The organism is Dyella sp. AD56 (assembly GCF_002878475.1).
Lineage (GTDB): Bacteria > Pseudomonadota > Gammaproteobacteria > Xanthomonadales > Rhodanobacteraceae > Dyella.
Genome location: NZ_NRDP01000024.1, coordinates 36626 through 54133 on the forward strand (window position 1 = coordinate 36626; position 17508 = coordinate 54133).

9 protein-coding genes and 1 pseudogene are annotated in these 17508 nt (G+C 62.0%); all 10 read right to left on the bottom strand.

Annotation, left to right across the window (positions count from 1 at the left end):
- Window positions 1-80: 80 nt before the first annotated feature.
- A complete protein-coding gene (gene pbpC, locus DyAD56_RS15370) occupies window positions 81-2474 on the bottom strand; it encodes a penicillin-binding protein 1C (protein ID WP_102303654.1) in 2394 nt (797 codons plus the stop codon).
- A 317-nt stretch (window positions 2475-2791) separates the two neighbouring features.
- The gene (locus tag DyAD56_RS15375) at window positions 2792-8827 is read right to left on the bottom strand and encodes an alpha-2-macroglobulin (protein ID WP_102303655.1); all 6036 of its coding nucleotides are present in this window, start codon (window positions 8825-8827) and stop codon (window positions 2792-2794) included.
- Between the two features lie 296 nt (window positions 8828-9123).
- Complete coding sequence (galU, locus tag DyAD56_RS15380; protein ID WP_102303656.1) at window positions 9124-9996, bottom strand: UTP--glucose-1-phosphate uridylyltransferase GalU; 873 nt, start codon at window positions 9994-9996, stop codon at window positions 9124-9126.
- Window positions 9997-11892 (bottom strand): nucleoside-diphosphate sugar epimerase/dehydratase, encoded by a 1896-nt coding sequence (locus tag DyAD56_RS15385; RefSeq protein WP_102303657.1) that lies wholly within the window; start codon window positions 11890-11892, stop codon window positions 9997-9999.
- Window positions 11879-12910, bottom strand: coding sequence for a glycosyltransferase family 4 protein (locus DyAD56_RS15390; RefSeq protein ID WP_102303658.1), 1032 nt, complete (start codon window positions 12908-12910; stop codon window positions 11879-11881). Before DyAD56_RS15390 ends, DyAD56_RS15385 begins: the two co-directional genes overlap by 14 nt.
- 7 nt (window positions 12911-12917) lie before the next feature.
- Complete coding sequence (gene lapB, locus DyAD56_RS15395) at window positions 12918-14093, bottom strand: lipopolysaccharide assembly protein LapB (protein ID WP_102303659.1); 1176 nt, start codon at window positions 14091-14093, stop codon at window positions 12918-12920.
- A 43-nt stretch (window positions 14094-14136) separates the two neighbouring features.
- A pseudogene (locus tag DyAD56_RS15400) lies at window positions 14137-14358 on the bottom strand (DUF1049 domain-containing protein); the annotation flags it as partial.
- A gap of 190 nt (window positions 14359-14548) precedes the next feature.
- On the bottom strand, window positions 14549-14836 hold the full coding sequence (locus tag DyAD56_RS15405) for an integration host factor subunit beta (RefSeq protein ID WP_102303660.1): 288 nt from the start codon (window positions 14834-14836) through the stop codon (window positions 14549-14551).
- 73 nt (window positions 14837-14909) lie between these two features.
- Window positions 14910-16583, bottom strand: a complete 1674-nt coding sequence (gene rpsA / locus DyAD56_RS15410; RefSeq protein WP_102303661.1) for a 30S ribosomal protein S1 — start codon at window positions 16581-16583, stop codon at window positions 14910-14912.
- Between the two features lie 166 nt (window positions 16584-16749).
- Entirely contained in the window at window positions 16750-17430 is a 681-nt protein-coding gene (gene cmk, locus DyAD56_RS15415) for a (d)CMP kinase (RefSeq protein WP_102303662.1), read from the bottom strand.
- Window positions 17431-17508 lie beyond the last annotated feature (78 nt).

Genomic DNA, 17508 nt, shown 5'->3' on the forward strand with positions numbered 1-17508 from the left:
TGTGCTTGTCTCGGTTCAGGCGATCAAGCATAACGCAGCCGTGCCGCCCTTCCCTGGCATGACGCTTGGCAGGGGGATACTCAGTCGACGATATTCACACCCAGCGGGCGCATGTCGCTGCGACCACGGTCGTCCACCACCCGCACTTCATAGTTGCCTGCGGTGCCTGGCTGCCAGAACATTGATTCACCGGGCGCACTGCGTCCGACATAGGCATCGTTGACGAACCAATACATCTCATGGACGGAGGCGTCCGCGTTCGCGGTAAAGGGGATGCGATCTTCACCCGCCGACTTCAGCCGCAAGGCATAAATGCTGCCACGCAGCGGCGAGGTGATGGCCGGTGGCTCGCCATCGACGCCGCTGAGTACGCAGGCGTCGTTGCGCGGCGGCGTACGACGCGGAATACCGGCCTGCACGAAGACGCGCTGTAGCTCCGACGGCCAGAATTCGTAGACCTCCACGTGGGTGCGCTTACCCGCATAAGGCGGACAGGCGGGCTTGCCGGTGTCGTCGTCGATGACGATCGGGCGATGCACCTGGCTCACGCGAATGGGCGACTTGCCCGGGATGAACCAGGTCATGCCGCGCTGCGGGCACCATTGGTTGGGCAAGTCGCCGCTGGCGAGGCAGATCTCCACACGCTTGAGGTGCGCGGGCATGTGCCGCACCGGTTCGGTCATCCGCGGTTGCGCCGCTCTCAAAGCATCGACCATCTGGAAGAACAGCGGTGCGGCCGCCTCCACACCGACGAAAGCCGGGTTGCTGCTGCCATCGAAATTGCCGACCCACACCACCAGTACGTAGGGCCCGAAACTGCCGGCCGTCCACGCATCGCGAAAACCCCATGACGTACCGGTCTTCCAGTACACCGGGAAGCGATCCGGTTGCGCGCCCGTGGTCTCATCCGGTCGCGGGTTTTGCCGCAACATGTCCATCACCATGAAGCTGGCTTCGTCGCTCAAGAGGCGTGTGCCGGCGCTTTGTGGATCCGCCGCAAGCAGACGTAATGGCTTGAGTTCGCCGCGATTGGCCAGCATCGCGTAAAGGTCGGCCAGCTCCTGCATGGTGACCTCGCCACCGCCCAGCACCAGGGCCAGGCCGTAGTGCTTTTCGCTCGCCATGCGGCTGATGCCGGCGTCGCGCAGGAACTGGTAGAAACTCGGCTGCTGCAGTTGTGACGCCACCCACACGGCAGGGATGTTGCGACTGCGCACCAGCGCCTCCGTCGCCGTCACAGGCCCAAGGAAGTGTCCGTCGAAGTTCTCCGGTGCATACGGGCCGAATGCGGTCGGCACGTCGCGCAATACGGTCTGCGGGTGCAGTACACCCTGGTCGAATCCAAGTCCGTAGATGAAGGGCTTGAGCGTCGAACCGGGCGAGCGCTTGGCCAGCGTGCCGTTCACCTGCCCCTGGATATCGGCATTGGTGTAATCGGCGGAGCCCACCAACGCCTTGATGCCCATGTCGCGCGTGTCCACCAGCAGCGCAGCCACGTTGCGTATGCCACGCCCGTTGTTGCGTTCTACGTAGCGATCCACTTGCCGCTCCAGCACGTGCTGAAGATCCAGGTCCAGCGTGGTCGTTACACGACTGTCCGTGTCGCTGGACATCACACGGCGCGCGGCAAGCACTTGGTCCACCGCATGGGGGGCTTCAAACGGCAGCTGCGACAAGGGGCGAAGACGCAGCGGCAAGGCGAACAGCGGCTGCAGGCCTGCGTCCTTCGGGTGCAATGCTTTCCAGCGAGCGTAGAGCCGGTTGCGCGAACTGCTGAGTCGGTGGCTGATTAGGTCGGGTGCGTCCGCGCCTGCTTGCAGGCGACGACTGGGATCCTGGGGAATCACCGCCAGGGTCAACGCCTCCGGCAGGCTGAGTGTGTCGGCGGGCTTGTCGAAGTACGCCAGGCTCGCTGCACCCACGCCTTCCACATTGCGCCCATAGGGTGCGTAGTTGAGGTAGGCCTCAAGGATCTGGTCCTTGGAGTAGAACAGTTCCAGCTGTATGGCCCGTGCCACCTGAAGCAGCTTGCCTGTCGGTGTGCGCGTATTGAGCCGCCACAGCAATCGCGCAAGCTGCATGGTGATGGTCGAGCCACCCTGCCGGTTGCCGTGGCTGACGTACGTCACCCAGGCGCCGCGCAACAAACCATAAGGGTTGAAGCCAGGGTGCCAGCGGTACCAGCGATCCTCGTGTAGCAGTACGCCGTCGACCAAGGCGGGAGACACATCCTTGAGTGGCACCCACAATCGGTAGCGCTGGTCACTCGCCAGCGTCAGGCGCAGCAACCGGCCGCGCGTGTCGTAAACCGCCGTCGACGACGGCAGCCACGCATTCAACGGGCGATGTGGCCATACCCGGCAACCCACCAGCAGCGCGCCGAGCAAAGCCGCGCCTACCAGCCAGTTCTGCCAACGAACAACCCAGCGAACCAAGGCACGCCAGCAACGGACAATGAGCGACGACGTGATCATGCGTGAGTGTCCGCAGGCGCGCCCACCGTGGCGGGCGCGCCCTGGAGCCTGTTCAATGCCTCCCCGTGGCCCGCGCCGGGAGCTGTTTGCGCGCAGGACAAGGAAGAGGGAAGGAGTGTACGTCCGTACACGACTGAGTGATGACGCCGGCCTGTGGGCAAACAGACCCGGCCCGAAGGGTTGTTCACCCCAAGCGCCCAGCGGGCGGTCCGCAGCTTGACCTGACCACCAGTCAGGCGCTGCGCTGCAGCCCACTCGCTGGGCGCCTGGGGTGAACAACGCGGGCTACGGGGAGGCATTGAACAGGCTCTTACCCATCAGGGCTGACGGACAACCTCCAGGGTCTTGCCGCCCGCCGTCCTTGCCTGCACGCGGCGATCGTACAGCGCCTCGCCATAGGCCGGCGGCACGATGAACTTGCCGGCATTACTGGCCTTGATGCGATACACGAACTCACCGACATCGGACGTCGCCGAGCCGTAGAGCACCACGCGATCCTCGCGGATATCGGCGTACTCGAGCGCCCAGGTGGACTTGCCCACGCCGATGGGCGAGCGCCATTCGCTGGCCTTTACATCGCTGTCGCCACCGCCATCGCTTGCGTCGCTGCCATCCGGCTGCTGGTCTGTAACGGCCGGCGGCGGCTGGATCACCGGCTCAAAGCCGCCAGGCAACAGGTCAACGATGGCGATGTCGTCATAGTCGCTGCCGTCGGTGCTGCGGATCTTCAGATGGACGTCGATTTCCTGACCAATGGTCACCTTGTCGATAGGCTTGCCGTTGGTGTCGGTGTAGTCGCGGGTGATTTCCAGGCCGTCTTTGATGGCCTTGGCCGGCTGGTCACGGTCATAGCCGCCCTGGCTTACCACGCGCCATGCCGGCAAGGTGCTGTCGTTGGTGAAGCGCAGGCGCTTGGCGTCCGCATTCCAACTGCCTGCCTGCAGCAGGTTGCCTTCCGGTGCGGCAATCGCCTTGACCGAACCGTCCGCCATGACCTGGTCGATCCGCAACTTGTCGAGCTGTACGTTGTTTTCCTGTGCGTAGGTATCCAGCGCCAGCAAAACCATCGACGACGACAAGGTGTTGTACCAGCCGTACTGCAGCGGCTCGGTGATGTTCTCCATCACACGCGGCGACAGTGCCTTGGCCCGATCCGGGAAATGCTTGCTGAGCAGGTACAACGTGGTGGCATCACGCGTCAGCGAATCGTAGTAGTAACCGTAGCTGTAGTCCTTGTCGGCCTTGCTGCGCTCGAGCAGCTTCTGCGGGCCGGCGATGAGCTGCGCAGCCTGCTTATCCTGCTTGAGCAACTGGTACGACGCGGCCAGCCATGCTGCGGCCAGATCGTTCTTCCACTGGTCGGGATAAGCATCCTGCAAGCGTTTCTGCACGGCAGCTAGGTCATTGGTGGTGACGTTGCCCTGGCGGGTCAGCAGGTACACCGCATAAGCGCGCTGACGCACCAGATCGAGCCCGTCGAGGCTATCGTCGCTCGCCAACTGCTTGAGGTACTTGTTACCGGCATCGAACATATCGCGCGGAATCTCCACGCCACGGTCGCGTGCCTCCAGCATGAAGTGCATGGCGTAGGTGGACACGAACGGATTGGCATCCGGCGTGGCGGACCACAGGCCGAAACCACCCTGCCCGTTCTGGCGCGAATGCAGCACGTCGAGGAACTGCGATAGCGCCTCTTCGTTGGTGAGCTTCTTGCCGCCATTCATCACCGGCTGCAAGGCATCAGCAAAGACCTTGACCTGCGGCCACTTCGACAACACCAGCCGCGGCATGGCCGCGCTGACGATCTGCTCGCTGCAGTAGTGCTGGAAGTTCACCAGATAGGTCGTCAGGCCGCTCGACAGCACAACTGGGATGTTGGACATGGCCGAGTCACGCAAGGCGTACTCGCTATACATGCGCCGCAGGTCCGGCTGGTCCTGCTTGCTACCAGCGTCCACGCGACCCACGTCCACCTGCGTGCGATAAGCCGAAGCCGGACGCACGGACACATCCACGCTCTGCCGCGCCGACTTGTCGCCGTACCCCGCCGTGAAGCTGAGGTTGCCGGAGCCGAGCTTGTCGGTCGCCTTGACGCGGAACGTCACGACGCCTTCGCGCATCTCGCCGAGGTTCAAGCTCTGCGTCGGCGTGCCGACGATCTGCAATTGCGGGCCGGTCTTCAGCGTCACTGCTACCGGCACCTGCTTACCACCCAGTCCGGTCAGATTGTTGGCGACACCCACGCTGACGTCGACTTCGTCACCCGGTGCCAACGTCGTCGGCACATTCGGCGAGAGTACGAAATCACCACGCACCGTCGTGCTGCCTTCATAGGTACCAACACGGTCGGACGACACGGCTACCGCCATCACGCGGAGCTTGCCGTTGAAGTAGTCCGGCACCTGATAGGTGAAATCCTTCTCGCCGTTGATATCGACGATGCCCGACCAGTACGCCACCGGCTTGTCGCGCTTGCGCTTGAACGGGTTGAGCTGGCGGCCGATCGCCGCATCGGCATCACCGCCCGGTGCCGCCATCGCCATCAACTTCTCGAAGTCGGGCAGGATCAGGTCGAGGATCTGCGACGTGCCCACTTCCAGCATGCGCTTGCGGAAGAAGAACTTCAGCGGATCACCCAGCTTGTAGCGCGCCACCTGCAAGATGCCCTCGTCCACGGCAAACACCACGGCACGCGTGGGCTGCGGCGCGGTGAGCTTGAAGGTCACTGTGTCACCCGGCTTCACCACCGCCGGCGACTCCACCTTGATGGCGTTACGGCGCGCGTCCAGGTTCACCGAGAACGGCACGACGCCATAGCTCAGCGGGCTCATGAAGATCTCGTCCGACGACGGATCGCGAATGTACTGCACGTTGATGTAGCCGTTGCCCTCGAAATCCGCAGGCACGGTGATGTGCTGCACGGAGCTGCTGGTATCGGCATGGAACCACGCATGCGCGTAGACCTTGTCACGCTCGATGGTGATCAGGCCGCTACCGGCGTAAGGGGCGCGGATAGCGATGTCCACCGACTCGCCCGGCGCGTAATCCGGCTTGCTCAGGTTCAGCTGTAGTTCCGCGTTGCGATCCAGCGAACGGGAGACGTTGGCGGCGCCTGCCACCGAATACTCCACACGGTTCACTTCCACGCCATCACTGCTGCGCACGATCACCAGCGCATAGTTGCCCGGCTTGTCGGTCGGCAGAGCGTAGTCCATACCGTTGGCAGGAATGACCAGCGCCTGCTCGTTGATCGTCACTTCCTTGAGCTTGGACTGGTACTTGTAGACACCCGAGTCCTGCTTGGTGAGCACCGACAGGTAGCGACGCTCGATCAGGCGCGCCTTTAGCTCCTTCAGCGCGACCGACTTAGCCGTGTGATCAATGGCAACAAGGTGCACGCTACGCGTCGCGTCGCGATTGATGTAGTCGAGGTTGTCGACCGACTTATAGCCCACCAGCCAGTCGTTGCTGGATACCAGCGTCTGCGCGGCGGCAGCCACGCTGCGACCACCTTCCGGTTCATAGGCCTTCGCCAGGAAATACAGCTGATACGTGGCATCGGCGTACTTCTTCAGGTCGAGATCGAACTCGGCGTGTCCCTTGTCGTCGGTCTTGCCGTCCTGCAACTTGTCCTCGTAACCCTCCTTCGCACGACGCACATCGTAGAAGTGGTAGTCGGGCCAGCTACGGAACGCCGGCCATGCCGGACGCAAGGTCAGCGATGCCTCGACGCGGCGATCCGCTGCAGGCGTGCCGAACAGGTTCATCACATCGACGATGCCCTTGATCTGGTCAGGCTTGACCCAGCCCTCGGTCACTTGGCCCGCGAGCTTGGCTTCGACCTTCATGCGATCGGGCAGGAATTCCTTGACCTGCACGCTGGTGCTACCGATCTGCGCGCCGGCCTTGCCATCTTTCACGATGTAAAGGTTCACGGTCCACGTGCCCGTCGGTGCCGTTTCCGCCGGTGCGTACTCAAGCTCGCCAAAGCCGGAGGCGTCCATCGACATGGGCAACTGCTTCACCGTCATGCCGCGCGGGTCGACGATTTCAGCCTGCAGCGGCACGCCAACTACGCTGCGCGTCCAACTGGCTGCGCGCACGATCAGGCCGATGTGGAAGGTGTCGCCCGGGCGATAGATACCGCGATCGGAGAACAGGTACGAAGAGAGCTGGCCTTCGTTCTGGGCATTACGCTCGCCGCCCACGTCAAAACGCGAGAAGTCGAGCTTGCGCTCATAACTGGTCGAACCACCGATGGGCAGGAACGAAAGGTCATCGCCCTTCTTCACTACATAGAGCGTGGGCTGCTTCTCGCGATCCAGACCCTTCAGGGTTGGGAAATGCACCACGCCATCGGCGGAGGTGGTGTCACTGAACAGCGTCTGCCCATTCACCGCCAGCACGGATACGGTTGCGCCCCCCACCGGCTGCCCGGTATGGATGGACTGCACGAACACATCCTGGCTGCCGTCCAACGAGCGCTTCACCAGCATGCCCAGGTCGGTCACAACGATCAGGCGCGTATCGGAGGGACTGGACGTATCGCCATTGTCACCGTTGTCCGCCATCTCGCCCTGATCGTCGCCGGACTCTTGCGACTCGTCACCCGAGTTGTCGTTCGTCGGCGCCGCCTGCGGCTCGTTTTCCGCAGCCTTCTTGGCGTCTTCCTTCTTCTTTTCGGCCGCAGCGTCATAGCTGGACAGATGCAGCAGGAACACGCCGCGCTTGCCGTCCTTTAGATACTGTCCGAGATCAATGCCCTCGTAATGAGCCTTGGACGGATCATCCTTGGGGAAGCTGCGTTTCTGCTCGAAACGCTCCACGATGTGGTCTTCACTGAAGTCGTAGCTCAACTCTGGGTGCGCATACGTGCCCTGGTTGAAGCTCACGAGATGCTGCAGCTGATCCGGCAGCACGCGGCCGATCTCGACATGCATGCCGGGCAGATTGCGCGACACCACAGAGATGCGCTTGCTACCCGACATGGAGAGCAGCGAACCGTCTGCCATAAAGCGCAGCAGCTTGGGATAGTTGGGTACGGTGACGACGGTGGTGTAGGCCTTACCCAGGATGTAGCCACCGAAGGATTTCAGCCCCTTGTCCACGCGCACGTAAACGCGCTGGCCCGGCGCCGCATGGAACTTAAAGCTCTGCACGGCTTCGTAATCGTTCTCGGTCGGCACCAATTCCAGCTTTAGCGGCTGGCTCTGGCGCAACTGCGCCTCACCGACCTCGGAGGTCGCCCAGTCGTAGGGCGGCGCATCGTCGGCCTGATCTTCTCCCGCCTTATGCGCAGGCAACACCCATGCCTTAACCAAGCCGGCCAGTTCGCTGTCGCGCACTGTGCCGCCGACGTTGACCATCAGCACCTGCTCGGGCTCGTACTTCTCGTTATCAACCAGCGTGGGCTCAACACTATCGATACTGAGGCTGTAGAGGCCGGGCACGCGCACCTGTGCGGTGACTGCCTCGCTGGTACCGTCACCACCACGCCCACTGCGGATGCCCTTGGCGATGGTGTAGGACACCGAGCTTTCATCGCGCGGCAGGGAAAGCGGCTGCGAGTGGATCCATGCGTGCAATTTGTACTGGTCGTAGGTGACCGTGTATTTGAGCGTCGCGTCGCTGCCAACGCGCTGCTTCAGGCCCACCTCGATGCGCTTCTCGAACTCCGCAGTATCGACCGGATAATTGAACGTGACCGGCAGGATGGTCTTCTTGGCGGTAGCGTCCTGCGGGTCCTGATAGAACTCGCCGTTCTCCACCTTCGCTTCGAACGCCGGGGTATCGAACGCGAAATGGTCATCCCCCATCAGCACATGATGGGCAAACGCCTTGGCGACGTCGAAGCGCACTTCGTAGTGCTTGCCCACCGGCCAGTCTTCCACGGGCACGAACTTCAGCGTGCGATCGTCGACCCAGCTCCACTGCCCCTTCATGACGGGCTGCATGGTGATACCGGTCGTTACCGGTTTGCCGACCTGCTCGATGGGAGCCGCAGAGCCGGAGAATGTCACCATCAACGGATTGATGACGATGGGCTGCCGCGTGTAGTCCGTAATAGACGGCGCGGACGCGCTCAAGGTGATCCGGGAAGGCTCCACCGGCTGGGGCCGATTCTTGTACCACTGCCAACCGAACCAGCCTCCGCAGACCACAACCAGCACAGCCAGCAACGTGCCGGCCGCCTGCATCGGGCGACGTCGGACCCAGCCCCCGGTGGCCGGCAGCCACGCGGGTGCCGACCAACTGACCTGCCCCAAGAGCGGGCGCAATATCAGGCTTATGCCAGCGAGGAGCCCGCGCAACAGGCGCAAGGGCAACGAGAGCAGAAATCGCAGCAGATCCATGATGCTTTCCCGGTTTTCATCCAATGAACACGACAACGGCCAAGCCGGCCTTGGGGCGAAGCCGGATGCGCCAAAATGCCCGCCTCTTGCGAGGCGGAACAGACGTCAGGGGCTTATCCCACAGGTAGCTTGCTCGCCAAAGATGGCGAAGCGCGGGAGAGATTCTGGCATGGTTGCGTCAGAGACGCATGAGAAAACGACGACTCAGGCTGAAGGCAATCCCTTACATTGCGTAGAGACTCAACCCAGGTACTGTCCAGTCACCGGCCTATTAAGGCCGGTGACTCACAGACGACTCAGAGCGTCGCGATGATCTCGCGCACGACCGGCGCAAGCTTTGGATCCTGCAAGGCCATGTGCATGGTGGCACGCACCAGGCCAGCCTTGTTGCCGCAATCGAAGCGAGTGCCTTCGAAACGGTAGGCCAGCACCTTGCCCTGTTCTTTGAGCAACGCCTCAATCGCGTCGGTCAGCTGGATCTCACCGCCGGCACCTGGCGTTGTCTGCTCGAGCAATTCAAAAATGCGACCCGGCAGGACATAGCGCCCGACCACTGCGAGGTTCGACGGCGCATCGGCCGGTTTGGGCTTCTCCACCATGTGGCGGATCTGCGCGCTGCGTTCGTCAATGGGCGTGGCATCGACGATGCCGTACTTGTCGGTATCGCTGGGCGGCACTTCTTCCACAGCAATAACGCCAGCACCCTGGGTTTGCGCCAGCTCCGCCATCTGACGAAGCGCACCCTTGCCCTTGTTCCAGATCAGGTCATCAGGGAGAACGACGCCAAACGGCTCGTCGCCCACGACTGGCTTGGCGCACAGCACCGCATGGCCCAGGCCGAGGGCTTCAGGCTGAGTGACGAAAATGGCGCGAACATGCTTGGGCAGCGTGCCCTGCACGAGTGCAAGCAGCTCGTCTTTGCCTTTTTCCTGAAGCTTGGCTTCCAGCTCATAAGACTTGTCGAAATAATCGGCAATGGCGTGCTTATAGCGATTAGTGACGAAGATAAGCGTGTCTGCACCAGCGTCCACCGCTTCGTCCACAGCATATTGAATCAGCGGACGATCCAATACCGGCAGCATTTCCTTGGCCACGACCTTGGTCGCGGGGAGGAAACGCGTGCCGAGGCCCGCCACGGGGAACACTACCTTGCGCAACGGCTTGCTCACTTACTTTTCTCCTGATTCATTACGACGTAGCGCCACCACGTTGTCCGCCTGCCCCGAGTCGCTCCAACGGAACGACGGCAGCAGGTTGGAGACGCACTGGCGCAGCGTTTCCTCGTCATAGACCACAACGGCGTCTGCCGCCCTGGCCATCTGAGCATTGAGCAGATCCCACTTCACCTGACGGTATTGCGCCAGGAAGATTTTGGCGTGCGTTGTCTCGATGTAGTTCTCCAGAGGATGGAACAACTCCTCGAACAACTTCTCACCCGAGCGCAGGCCGGTGTAAACGATGGGAATTTCCGTGCCGGGCTTGCGGCCGGCGAGGCGGATCATCTGCTCGGCAAGGTCACGGATCTTGATCGGCTCACCCATGTCCAGCGCGAAGATCTCACCACCCTTACCGATGCTGGCTGCCTGCAGAATGAGCTGGCAGGCCTCCGGAATGGTCATGAAGTAGCGGGAGATTTCCGGGTGCGTGATGGTCACCGGGCCGCCATTGCGGATTTGCTCGCGGAACAGCGGCACCACCGAACCCGCGGAATCGAGCACATTGCCGAAACGCACGGTGATGAAGTGGGTATTGGAGTGCTCGTTGAGGTTCTGGCACCAGATTTCGGCCAACCGCTTGCAGGCACCCATCACGCTCGTGGGGTTGACTGCCTTGTCCGTCGAGATCAGCACGAAGCATTCGACGTGATGACGGTCCGCCAAGTCAGCCACGTTACGCGTTGCCAGCACGTTGTTACGGAACGCTGCGCGCAGCTGGCCCTGAAGCATGGGCACGTGCTTGTATGCCGCAGCGTGGAACACTACCTGCGGCTTGTATTCGGAGAACAGCTTGCGCATGGCCGCGGAGTCACCGCAATCGGCCAGCACGCCTTCGTAGATCAGCTCCGGATACTCGGCGCGCAGCTCCTGAGAAATCCGATAAAGATTGAATTCGCAGTTGTCGACCACGCACAGCGATTGCGCACCCAGGCGCGCCACCTGCCGGCAGAGTTCGGAACCAATGGAGCCGCCGCCACCGGTCACCAACACGCGTCGCCCAGTCAGCGTTACGCGAATGGCCGTCCAGTCAAGTTCTACGGTATCGCGACCAAGCAGGTCTTCAATGGCGACCTCCTTGATCTCGTTGAAATGCGCCCGCCCCGAGACCACGTCCTCCAGCTTGGGGACAGTGCGGTATGGCAATCCACTGAGGTCGCACAGCTCAACCACGCGACGCATTTCCTGCGTGGAGGCGCCCGGCATGGCGATAAGCAGCATCTGCACGGCGACTTCGCGGGCAAGCTCCGGAATCTGGTCGATACGGCCAAGCACTGGCTTACCGTTGATGCTGGCGCCACGCAGGCTTTCCTTGTCGTCGACAAAGCCGACCACCGTGAAGCCGTGATCGCGATGCAGGTCACGCGACAGGGCTTCGCCGGCGCGATCAGCACCGACGATCAGCACACGCTGAGGCGGCTTGGCCTGAAACAGGTCGACCCGGCTGTCCTTCCAGAAGCGATAGGCAAGGCGGGGCGTACCCAGAAGAACCGATAGCACGACGGGATACAGCAACAACACCGAACGAGGCACGTCGTCCAGGCGGTTGTAGAGGATCAGCACCGCCGCAATGGCCAAGGCGCCGATCACCGCCGCGCGCAGGATGTTCCAAAGATCCGGAAGGCTCGCAAAACGCCAGACACCCTTGTAGAGGCCCGTCCAGCTCAGCACAGCCCCCTGCACCAGGAGAACCAGCGGAAACTCCAGCACGTGGAAGCTGATGGCCGCGTTGTCGATCATCGCGTAACGGAGGGCCTTTGCCACCCACCACGCCAGCGCAGCCATCAGCAGGTCGTGGAGTACCACGGCCGTTCGCGGATGAATGACACCGACCCATTTACGTAGCGACATGTCGACCCTTGTTCCCTACGCGCCGCAAGCACTGGCGCTTCATGACAATCCAAACGGCGGTCGCTATCAGGTAAGTGCCGAAAAACACCGGCACTGCCCACGTCGGGCAAGCCCATGCAAGGAAAGCGAGCGGTGCCGCCACCAGCATGTTCCAACCCAGATAGCACGCCCCCCCCGTGGCATGCGTAAACCCACTGCGGACCATCCACTGATACAGATGCTCCCGATGAGCAGTGTACCAACGACGGCCACTTACCATACGGTTGAGAAGCGTAAGGCTTGAGTCCGCTACAAAAGATGAACTGAGGATCAGAGCCGGCCAGATCAGGTGCCAGTCCACCTGCCAGAGGAGCGCCGTGAAGGCAAAAATCAGCAGCCCCATAGTGCCGCTGCCCACGTCCCCCATGAAAATACGGGCCCTGGGCCGATTGAAATACCAGAAACCCGCCGCCGCGGCCGCAAGGCAGGCACAAGCAACGGCCATCGCGGGCTGAATGGCCGCCTGCGCTATAAGCGCCAGGCCCAGCCCAATAAAGATCACCTGCTGGGCCAACAGGCCGTCGATGCCGTCCATAAAGTTGTGCAGATTGATGCTCCAGCCACCCGCAAGCATCAGCACGGGCACCCACCACCAGGACATGCCGGCCGATGCCAACGCCACCGCAAGCAGGCCAGCCGACAGCAACTGGATACCGAACCGTGGCAGAACCGGCAATGAAGCATGGTCATCCCACCAACCCACCGCCGCGACCAGGATCGTACTGATCGCCAAGGCTGCAATCACCGCGAAGGACAGCCGAGCCGGGAACACAAACAGGCAGGCAGGCACGGTCAACAACACGGCCACGACGATGCCAATACCACCCCCACGAGGGGTGGGAAGGGTGTGGGAACGACGCTGTCCCGGCAAATCCATCATGCCGCGTCGATGCGCGTACGCGATGGCGCCCCGAACGACCACCATTGCTATCACCAACGCAGCCAGCACCATCCCTATCGCCAGCGAAACCAGATTCATCCGTGCCTCATTCGTTGGCCACGCCATGGATCGGGCGAATCGTGCTCCAGCTCTTGCAACTGGGGCATTGCCAGTGGTGTGCCTTGGCGCCGAAACCGCAGCGGCTGCAGCGGTACATGGCCTGACCTTCCAACAGCTTCTTGGTGAGATCGCGCAGGATCAGGAAGTTCTCGCGCGCCTCCCCTTCCATCCTGTCCATGGTGGCATCGATCAGTGCCATCAGACCTCGCACCGAAGGGCGTAGGCGAAGCTGTGACGTGAGGAACTCCACAGCCGTCCGCTCACCGTCGCGCTGCTGGTACAAGCGCATGAGCGCCAGCACGGGCGAAATACCGTGATAGCGCTCCAGGATGTCACGCAGGAAATGCTCGGCGTGCTCCATCTGCTGCGAACGCGCGTAGCTGTTGAGCAATGGCGGCAGGATCTCGGGAACGAACGCGATGTCCGCTTCGACGGCATGCTCGTAGGCTTTCGCAGCTTCCGCATGCTGCCCTTCTTCGGCGTACAGTCGCCCGGTCAGCATGAATGCACGCACGCAATCCTGCTGGCAGGCAAAAGCCTGGCGCAGATATTCGCGCGCGTCCTGGCGTGCACCGTGCTGGCGCGCCTGCTCCGCCAGCTCACAATAAAACTGGGCGATCATGCCGGCCTCGTCTTCGCCGGTCATCGCCTCCAAGCGGCGCGCATGCTCGATGGCCTTATGCCAATCGCGCTCGTGCTGATAGATGGCAATCAAATGCCGCAAAGCGGACGGCGCGTGTGCGTCCATGGCCACCAGATCAGAAAACAGTGTTTCGGCGCGGTCCAGCAGGCCCGCACGCATGTAGTCCTCGCCCAGCTCTAACAAAGCCACGGTCTTCATGGCATCGGAAAGCCCCGGGCGGGACACAAGATGTTGGTGCAGGCGAATCGCACGATCCACCTCGCCCCGGCGACGGAACAGATTGCCGAGCGCCAGATGAGTTTCAACCGTGTCGCGGTTGTATTCGGCAAGCTTGAGGAATACCTCGATAGCCTTGTCCTGCTCTTCATTGAGCAGGTAGTTCAGGCCACGAAAGTAATCGGACGAAAGCTCACTGACTTGTGCACCGGAACGTCGCACGCCAGCCCGGCGAGCAGTCCACCAGCCACTGGCGAATGCTGCAGGAACCAGCAGGATAAGTACGTACAGAAGCGCGCTCATGCACGGCCGGAGAGGTTTTGGCCTTGCCGCTTTCCTGTCCCATGGCCTTGCGGCGCAAACGCTGTTGCCTGGCGCTGACACCAAGCCAAGCTGTCAGCCCACCCAGCAGCCAGCCGACGACCAGCGCCGCCAAGAGAGCCGCCCCCTTGGGTAACGAAAGCTGCACAAAGCCCAGGTCGTAACCGACCAGATCGGCATTCAACGCGCCAAGGACAATGCCGGCGGCGATGAAGAGCAGGAGAATCAGCGTAACGATCAGGCGCATATCGCGACTTTAACCGATTGCCTGGGGCCATCACAGGCGGGGAGCGAACCACTCTTCACAAATCGGGCGGCAAGTCCGTTTCGCGGATCGCCCAGCTCGTCGCAAAAACCTGCTCCAAAAAAAGGCAGGATCGGCCTGTGGCCGCCCTGCCCTCACTGGGAAAAACCCGTGCAGAAACCTGCGCTGGGTCTTACTCCAGATTCATGTTGACACGCTCTCGCAGTTCCTTGCCCGGCTTGAAGTGCGGGACATGTTTGCCCGGCAGTGCCACTGCGTCGCCCGTCTTGGGATTGCGGCCCATGCGCGGCGGACGGTAATGCAGTGCAAAGCTGCCAAAACCGCGAACCTCAATGCGCTCACCGCTAGAGAGGGCATGGCTCATCTGTTCGATCACGCTCTTGACCGCCAGCTCCACGTCGGCAAACGCGAGGTGGGTCTGACGCCGTGACAGCGCCTCAATCAATTCGGATTTGGTCATGGGTCCCCAATGTCCGTGACGTGAAACCGCGGGGCGGCCGAGCGCCGCCCCGCATTCCTAGCAGTACTACTGCTTAGTCAGCCTTGTTGAGCTGTTCTTTGAGCAGTGCGCCAAGCTTGGTCGTGCCGCCGGAAGCGGACGAGTACTCGGCCATCGCGTCAGCAACGTCTTCTTCGTCCTTGGCGCGGATCGACAGCTGCAGCTGGCGGCCCTTGCGGTCCATGCCGGTGAACTTGGCTTCGACCTTGTCGCCCACCTTCAGATGCTGCGTAGCATCTTCGATGCGCTCCTTGGCGATGTCGTTGGCGCGGAGGTAACCCTCGACGCCTTCGCCCAAGTCGATCACGGCGCCCTTGGCGTCCACTTCCTTCACGGTACCGTTAACGATGGTGCCGCGCGGGTTGGTGGCCATGAACTGACCGAACGGATCCTGCTCCATCTGCTTGATGCCGAGGGAGATGCGCTCGCGCTCCGGATCAACGGCCAGCACCACGGCTTCGATCTCGTCGCCCTTCTTGAAGTTGCGAACGAGGTCTTCACCCGAGGCCTGCCAGGAGATGTCGGACAGGTGGACCAGACCGTCGATGCCACCGTCCAGACCGATGAAGATGCCGAAGTCGGTGATCGACTTGATCTGACCGGACACCTTGTCGTTCTTCTTGTGCATCGCTGCAAAAGCTTCCCACGGGTTCGAGCGGGTCTGCTTGATACCCAGCGAGATGCGACGACGCTCTTCATCCACGTCCAGCACCATCACTTCGGTCTCGTCACCGACCTGCACAACCTTGGCCGGGTTGACGTTCTTGTTGGTCCAGTCCATCTCGGACACGTGGACCAGGCCTTCCACGCCCGGCTCGATCTCAACGAAGCAACCGTAATCGGTCACGTTCGAGACCTTGCCGAACAGGCGGCTGCCGACCGGGTAGCGGCGAGCGATGGCGACCCACGGGTCGTCGCCCAGCTGCTTCAGGCCCAGCGAAACGCGGTTGCGCTCGCGGTCGTACTTCAGCACGCGGACGTCCAGCTCGTCGCCGACGTTGACGACTTCGGACGGATGACGCACGCGCTTCCACGCCATGTCGGTGATGTGCAGCAGGCCGTCGATACCGCCCAGGTCCACGAATGCGCCGTAGTCGGTGAGGTTCTTGACGGTACCCTTGACCACTGCGCCTTCGGTCAGGCGCTCAAGCAGCTTCTCGCGCTCCTCGGAGAACTCGGTCTCGACGACGGCGCGGCGGCTGACCACAACGTTGTTGCGCTTGCGGTCGAGCTTGATGATCTTGAACTCGAGGTCCTTGCCTTCCAGGTAAACCGGATCGCGGACCGGACGCACGTCGACCAGCGAGCCCGGCAGGAATGCGCGGACGTCCTTGATGTCGACGGTGAAACCACCCTTGACCTTGCCGGAGATCTTGCCGGTGATGGTCTCTTCCTTGTCAAAGGCCTGCTCGAGGTCGTCCCATACCATGGAACGCTTGGCCTTCTCACGGGAGAGCTTGGTCTCGCCGAAACCGTCTTCCAGGGCGTCGAGGGCAACCTTCACCTCGTCGCCTACCTGCACTTCCAGCTCTCCGCTCTCGTCCTTGAACTGCTCGATCGGGACGATGCCTTCGCTCTTCAGGCCAGCGTTGATCACGACGACGTCGTTGCGGATTTCCACAACGATACCGGTGACGATCGCGCCCGGCTTCAGCTTGGAGATAGCCTGTTGGCTCTGTTCAAACAGTTCGGCAAAACTTTCAGTCATGTTGATTCCAGAAATGAGAAAAGGCCTTAGATCCTTGTGCGCACCTGTATGAACGGCGCACGGACGGTCAGCCCACCGGTTATGGGTGTCTTGGGATCACTCCCTTGGCACCGTTGACCAATATCCCCTGCCGCAACAGGGGCGCCAAAAGCCGCCGGCAACCCTTTCAGGTCCGCACGACAGCCAATACTTTCGCGACGACGTCCTCGATGCCCATGCCGGTGGTGTCGATAAAAACCGCATCCACGGCCGGCTTGAGCGGCGCGACGGTTCGTGAGGCATCACGGGCGTCGCGCGCTTCGATCTCGCGCTGAAGGGTGGCAAGTGTAACGCTCAGTCCCTTTTCCTTCAACTGCTTATAGCGCCTTTTCGCCCGTTCGGCGGCGCTGGCGGTCAGGAATACCTTGAAGGCGGCATCGGGAAAGATCACCGTCCCCATGTCCCGGCCATCGGCGACCAGGCCTGGTGCCTTGCGAAAGGCCAGCTGCATATCCACAAGTGCCTGACGCACCGAGGGAATCGAGGCAATGGCCGAGGCCGCCGCACCTGCTGTTTCGGTGCGTAATTCGTCCGTGGCGTCATGGCCGTTCACCAGCACATGGGTGTCGTCGCCATCCTTGGCCGCCTGAAAGCGGATCTTGGTGGTCTGGGCACAACGAGTCATCGCCTCGGCATCGGAGAGGTCCAGCCCCTCCATACCCGCCGCATAGCCCACGGCCCGGTACAGCGCGCCCGAATCCAACAGTCGCCAGCCCAGTTTCTCAGCCACCATGCGACTGATGGTGCCCTTGCCCGACCCCGAGGGTCCGTCGATGGTGAGTACAGGGACGGAAGAGGACGAGGACATGGGGGCTCCTGACGGCGGCGAAGGAAAACGCATATGCTATCGCGTTGGTCCTCGCACGGAACGCGGGATGTCCACTCC

Coding starts and splice junctions, on each gene's coding strand:
- pbpC (WP_102303654.1), bottom strand. CDS start 2,474: ATGATCACGTCGTCGCTCATTGTCCGTTGCTGGCGTGCCTTGGTTCGC.
- DyAD56_RS15375 (WP_102303655.1), bottom strand. CDS start 8,827: ATGGATCTGCTGCGATTTCTGCTCTCGTTGCCCTTGCGCCTGTTGCGC.
- DyAD56_RS15385 (WP_102303657.1), bottom strand. CDS start 11,892: ATGTCGCTACGTAAATGGGTCGGTGTCATTCATCCGCGAACGGCCGTG.
- DyAD56_RS15390 (WP_102303658.1), bottom strand. CDS start 12,910: ATGAATCTGGTTTCGCTGGCGATAGGGATGGTGCTGGCTGCGTTGGTG.
- lapB (WP_102303659.1), bottom strand. CDS start 14,093: ATGAGCGCGCTTCTGTACGTACTTATCCTGCTGGTTCCTGCAGCATTC.
- DyAD56_RS15405 (WP_102303660.1), bottom strand. CDS start 14,836: ATGACCAAATCCGAATTGATTGAGGCGCTGTCACGGCGTCAGACCCAC.
- rpsA (WP_102303661.1), bottom strand. CDS start 16,583: ATGACTGAAAGTTTTGCCGAACTGTTTGAACAGAGCCAACAGGCTATC.
- cmk (WP_102303662.1), bottom strand. CDS start 17,430: ATGTCCTCGTCCTCTTCCGTCCCTGTACTCACCATCGACGGACCCTCG.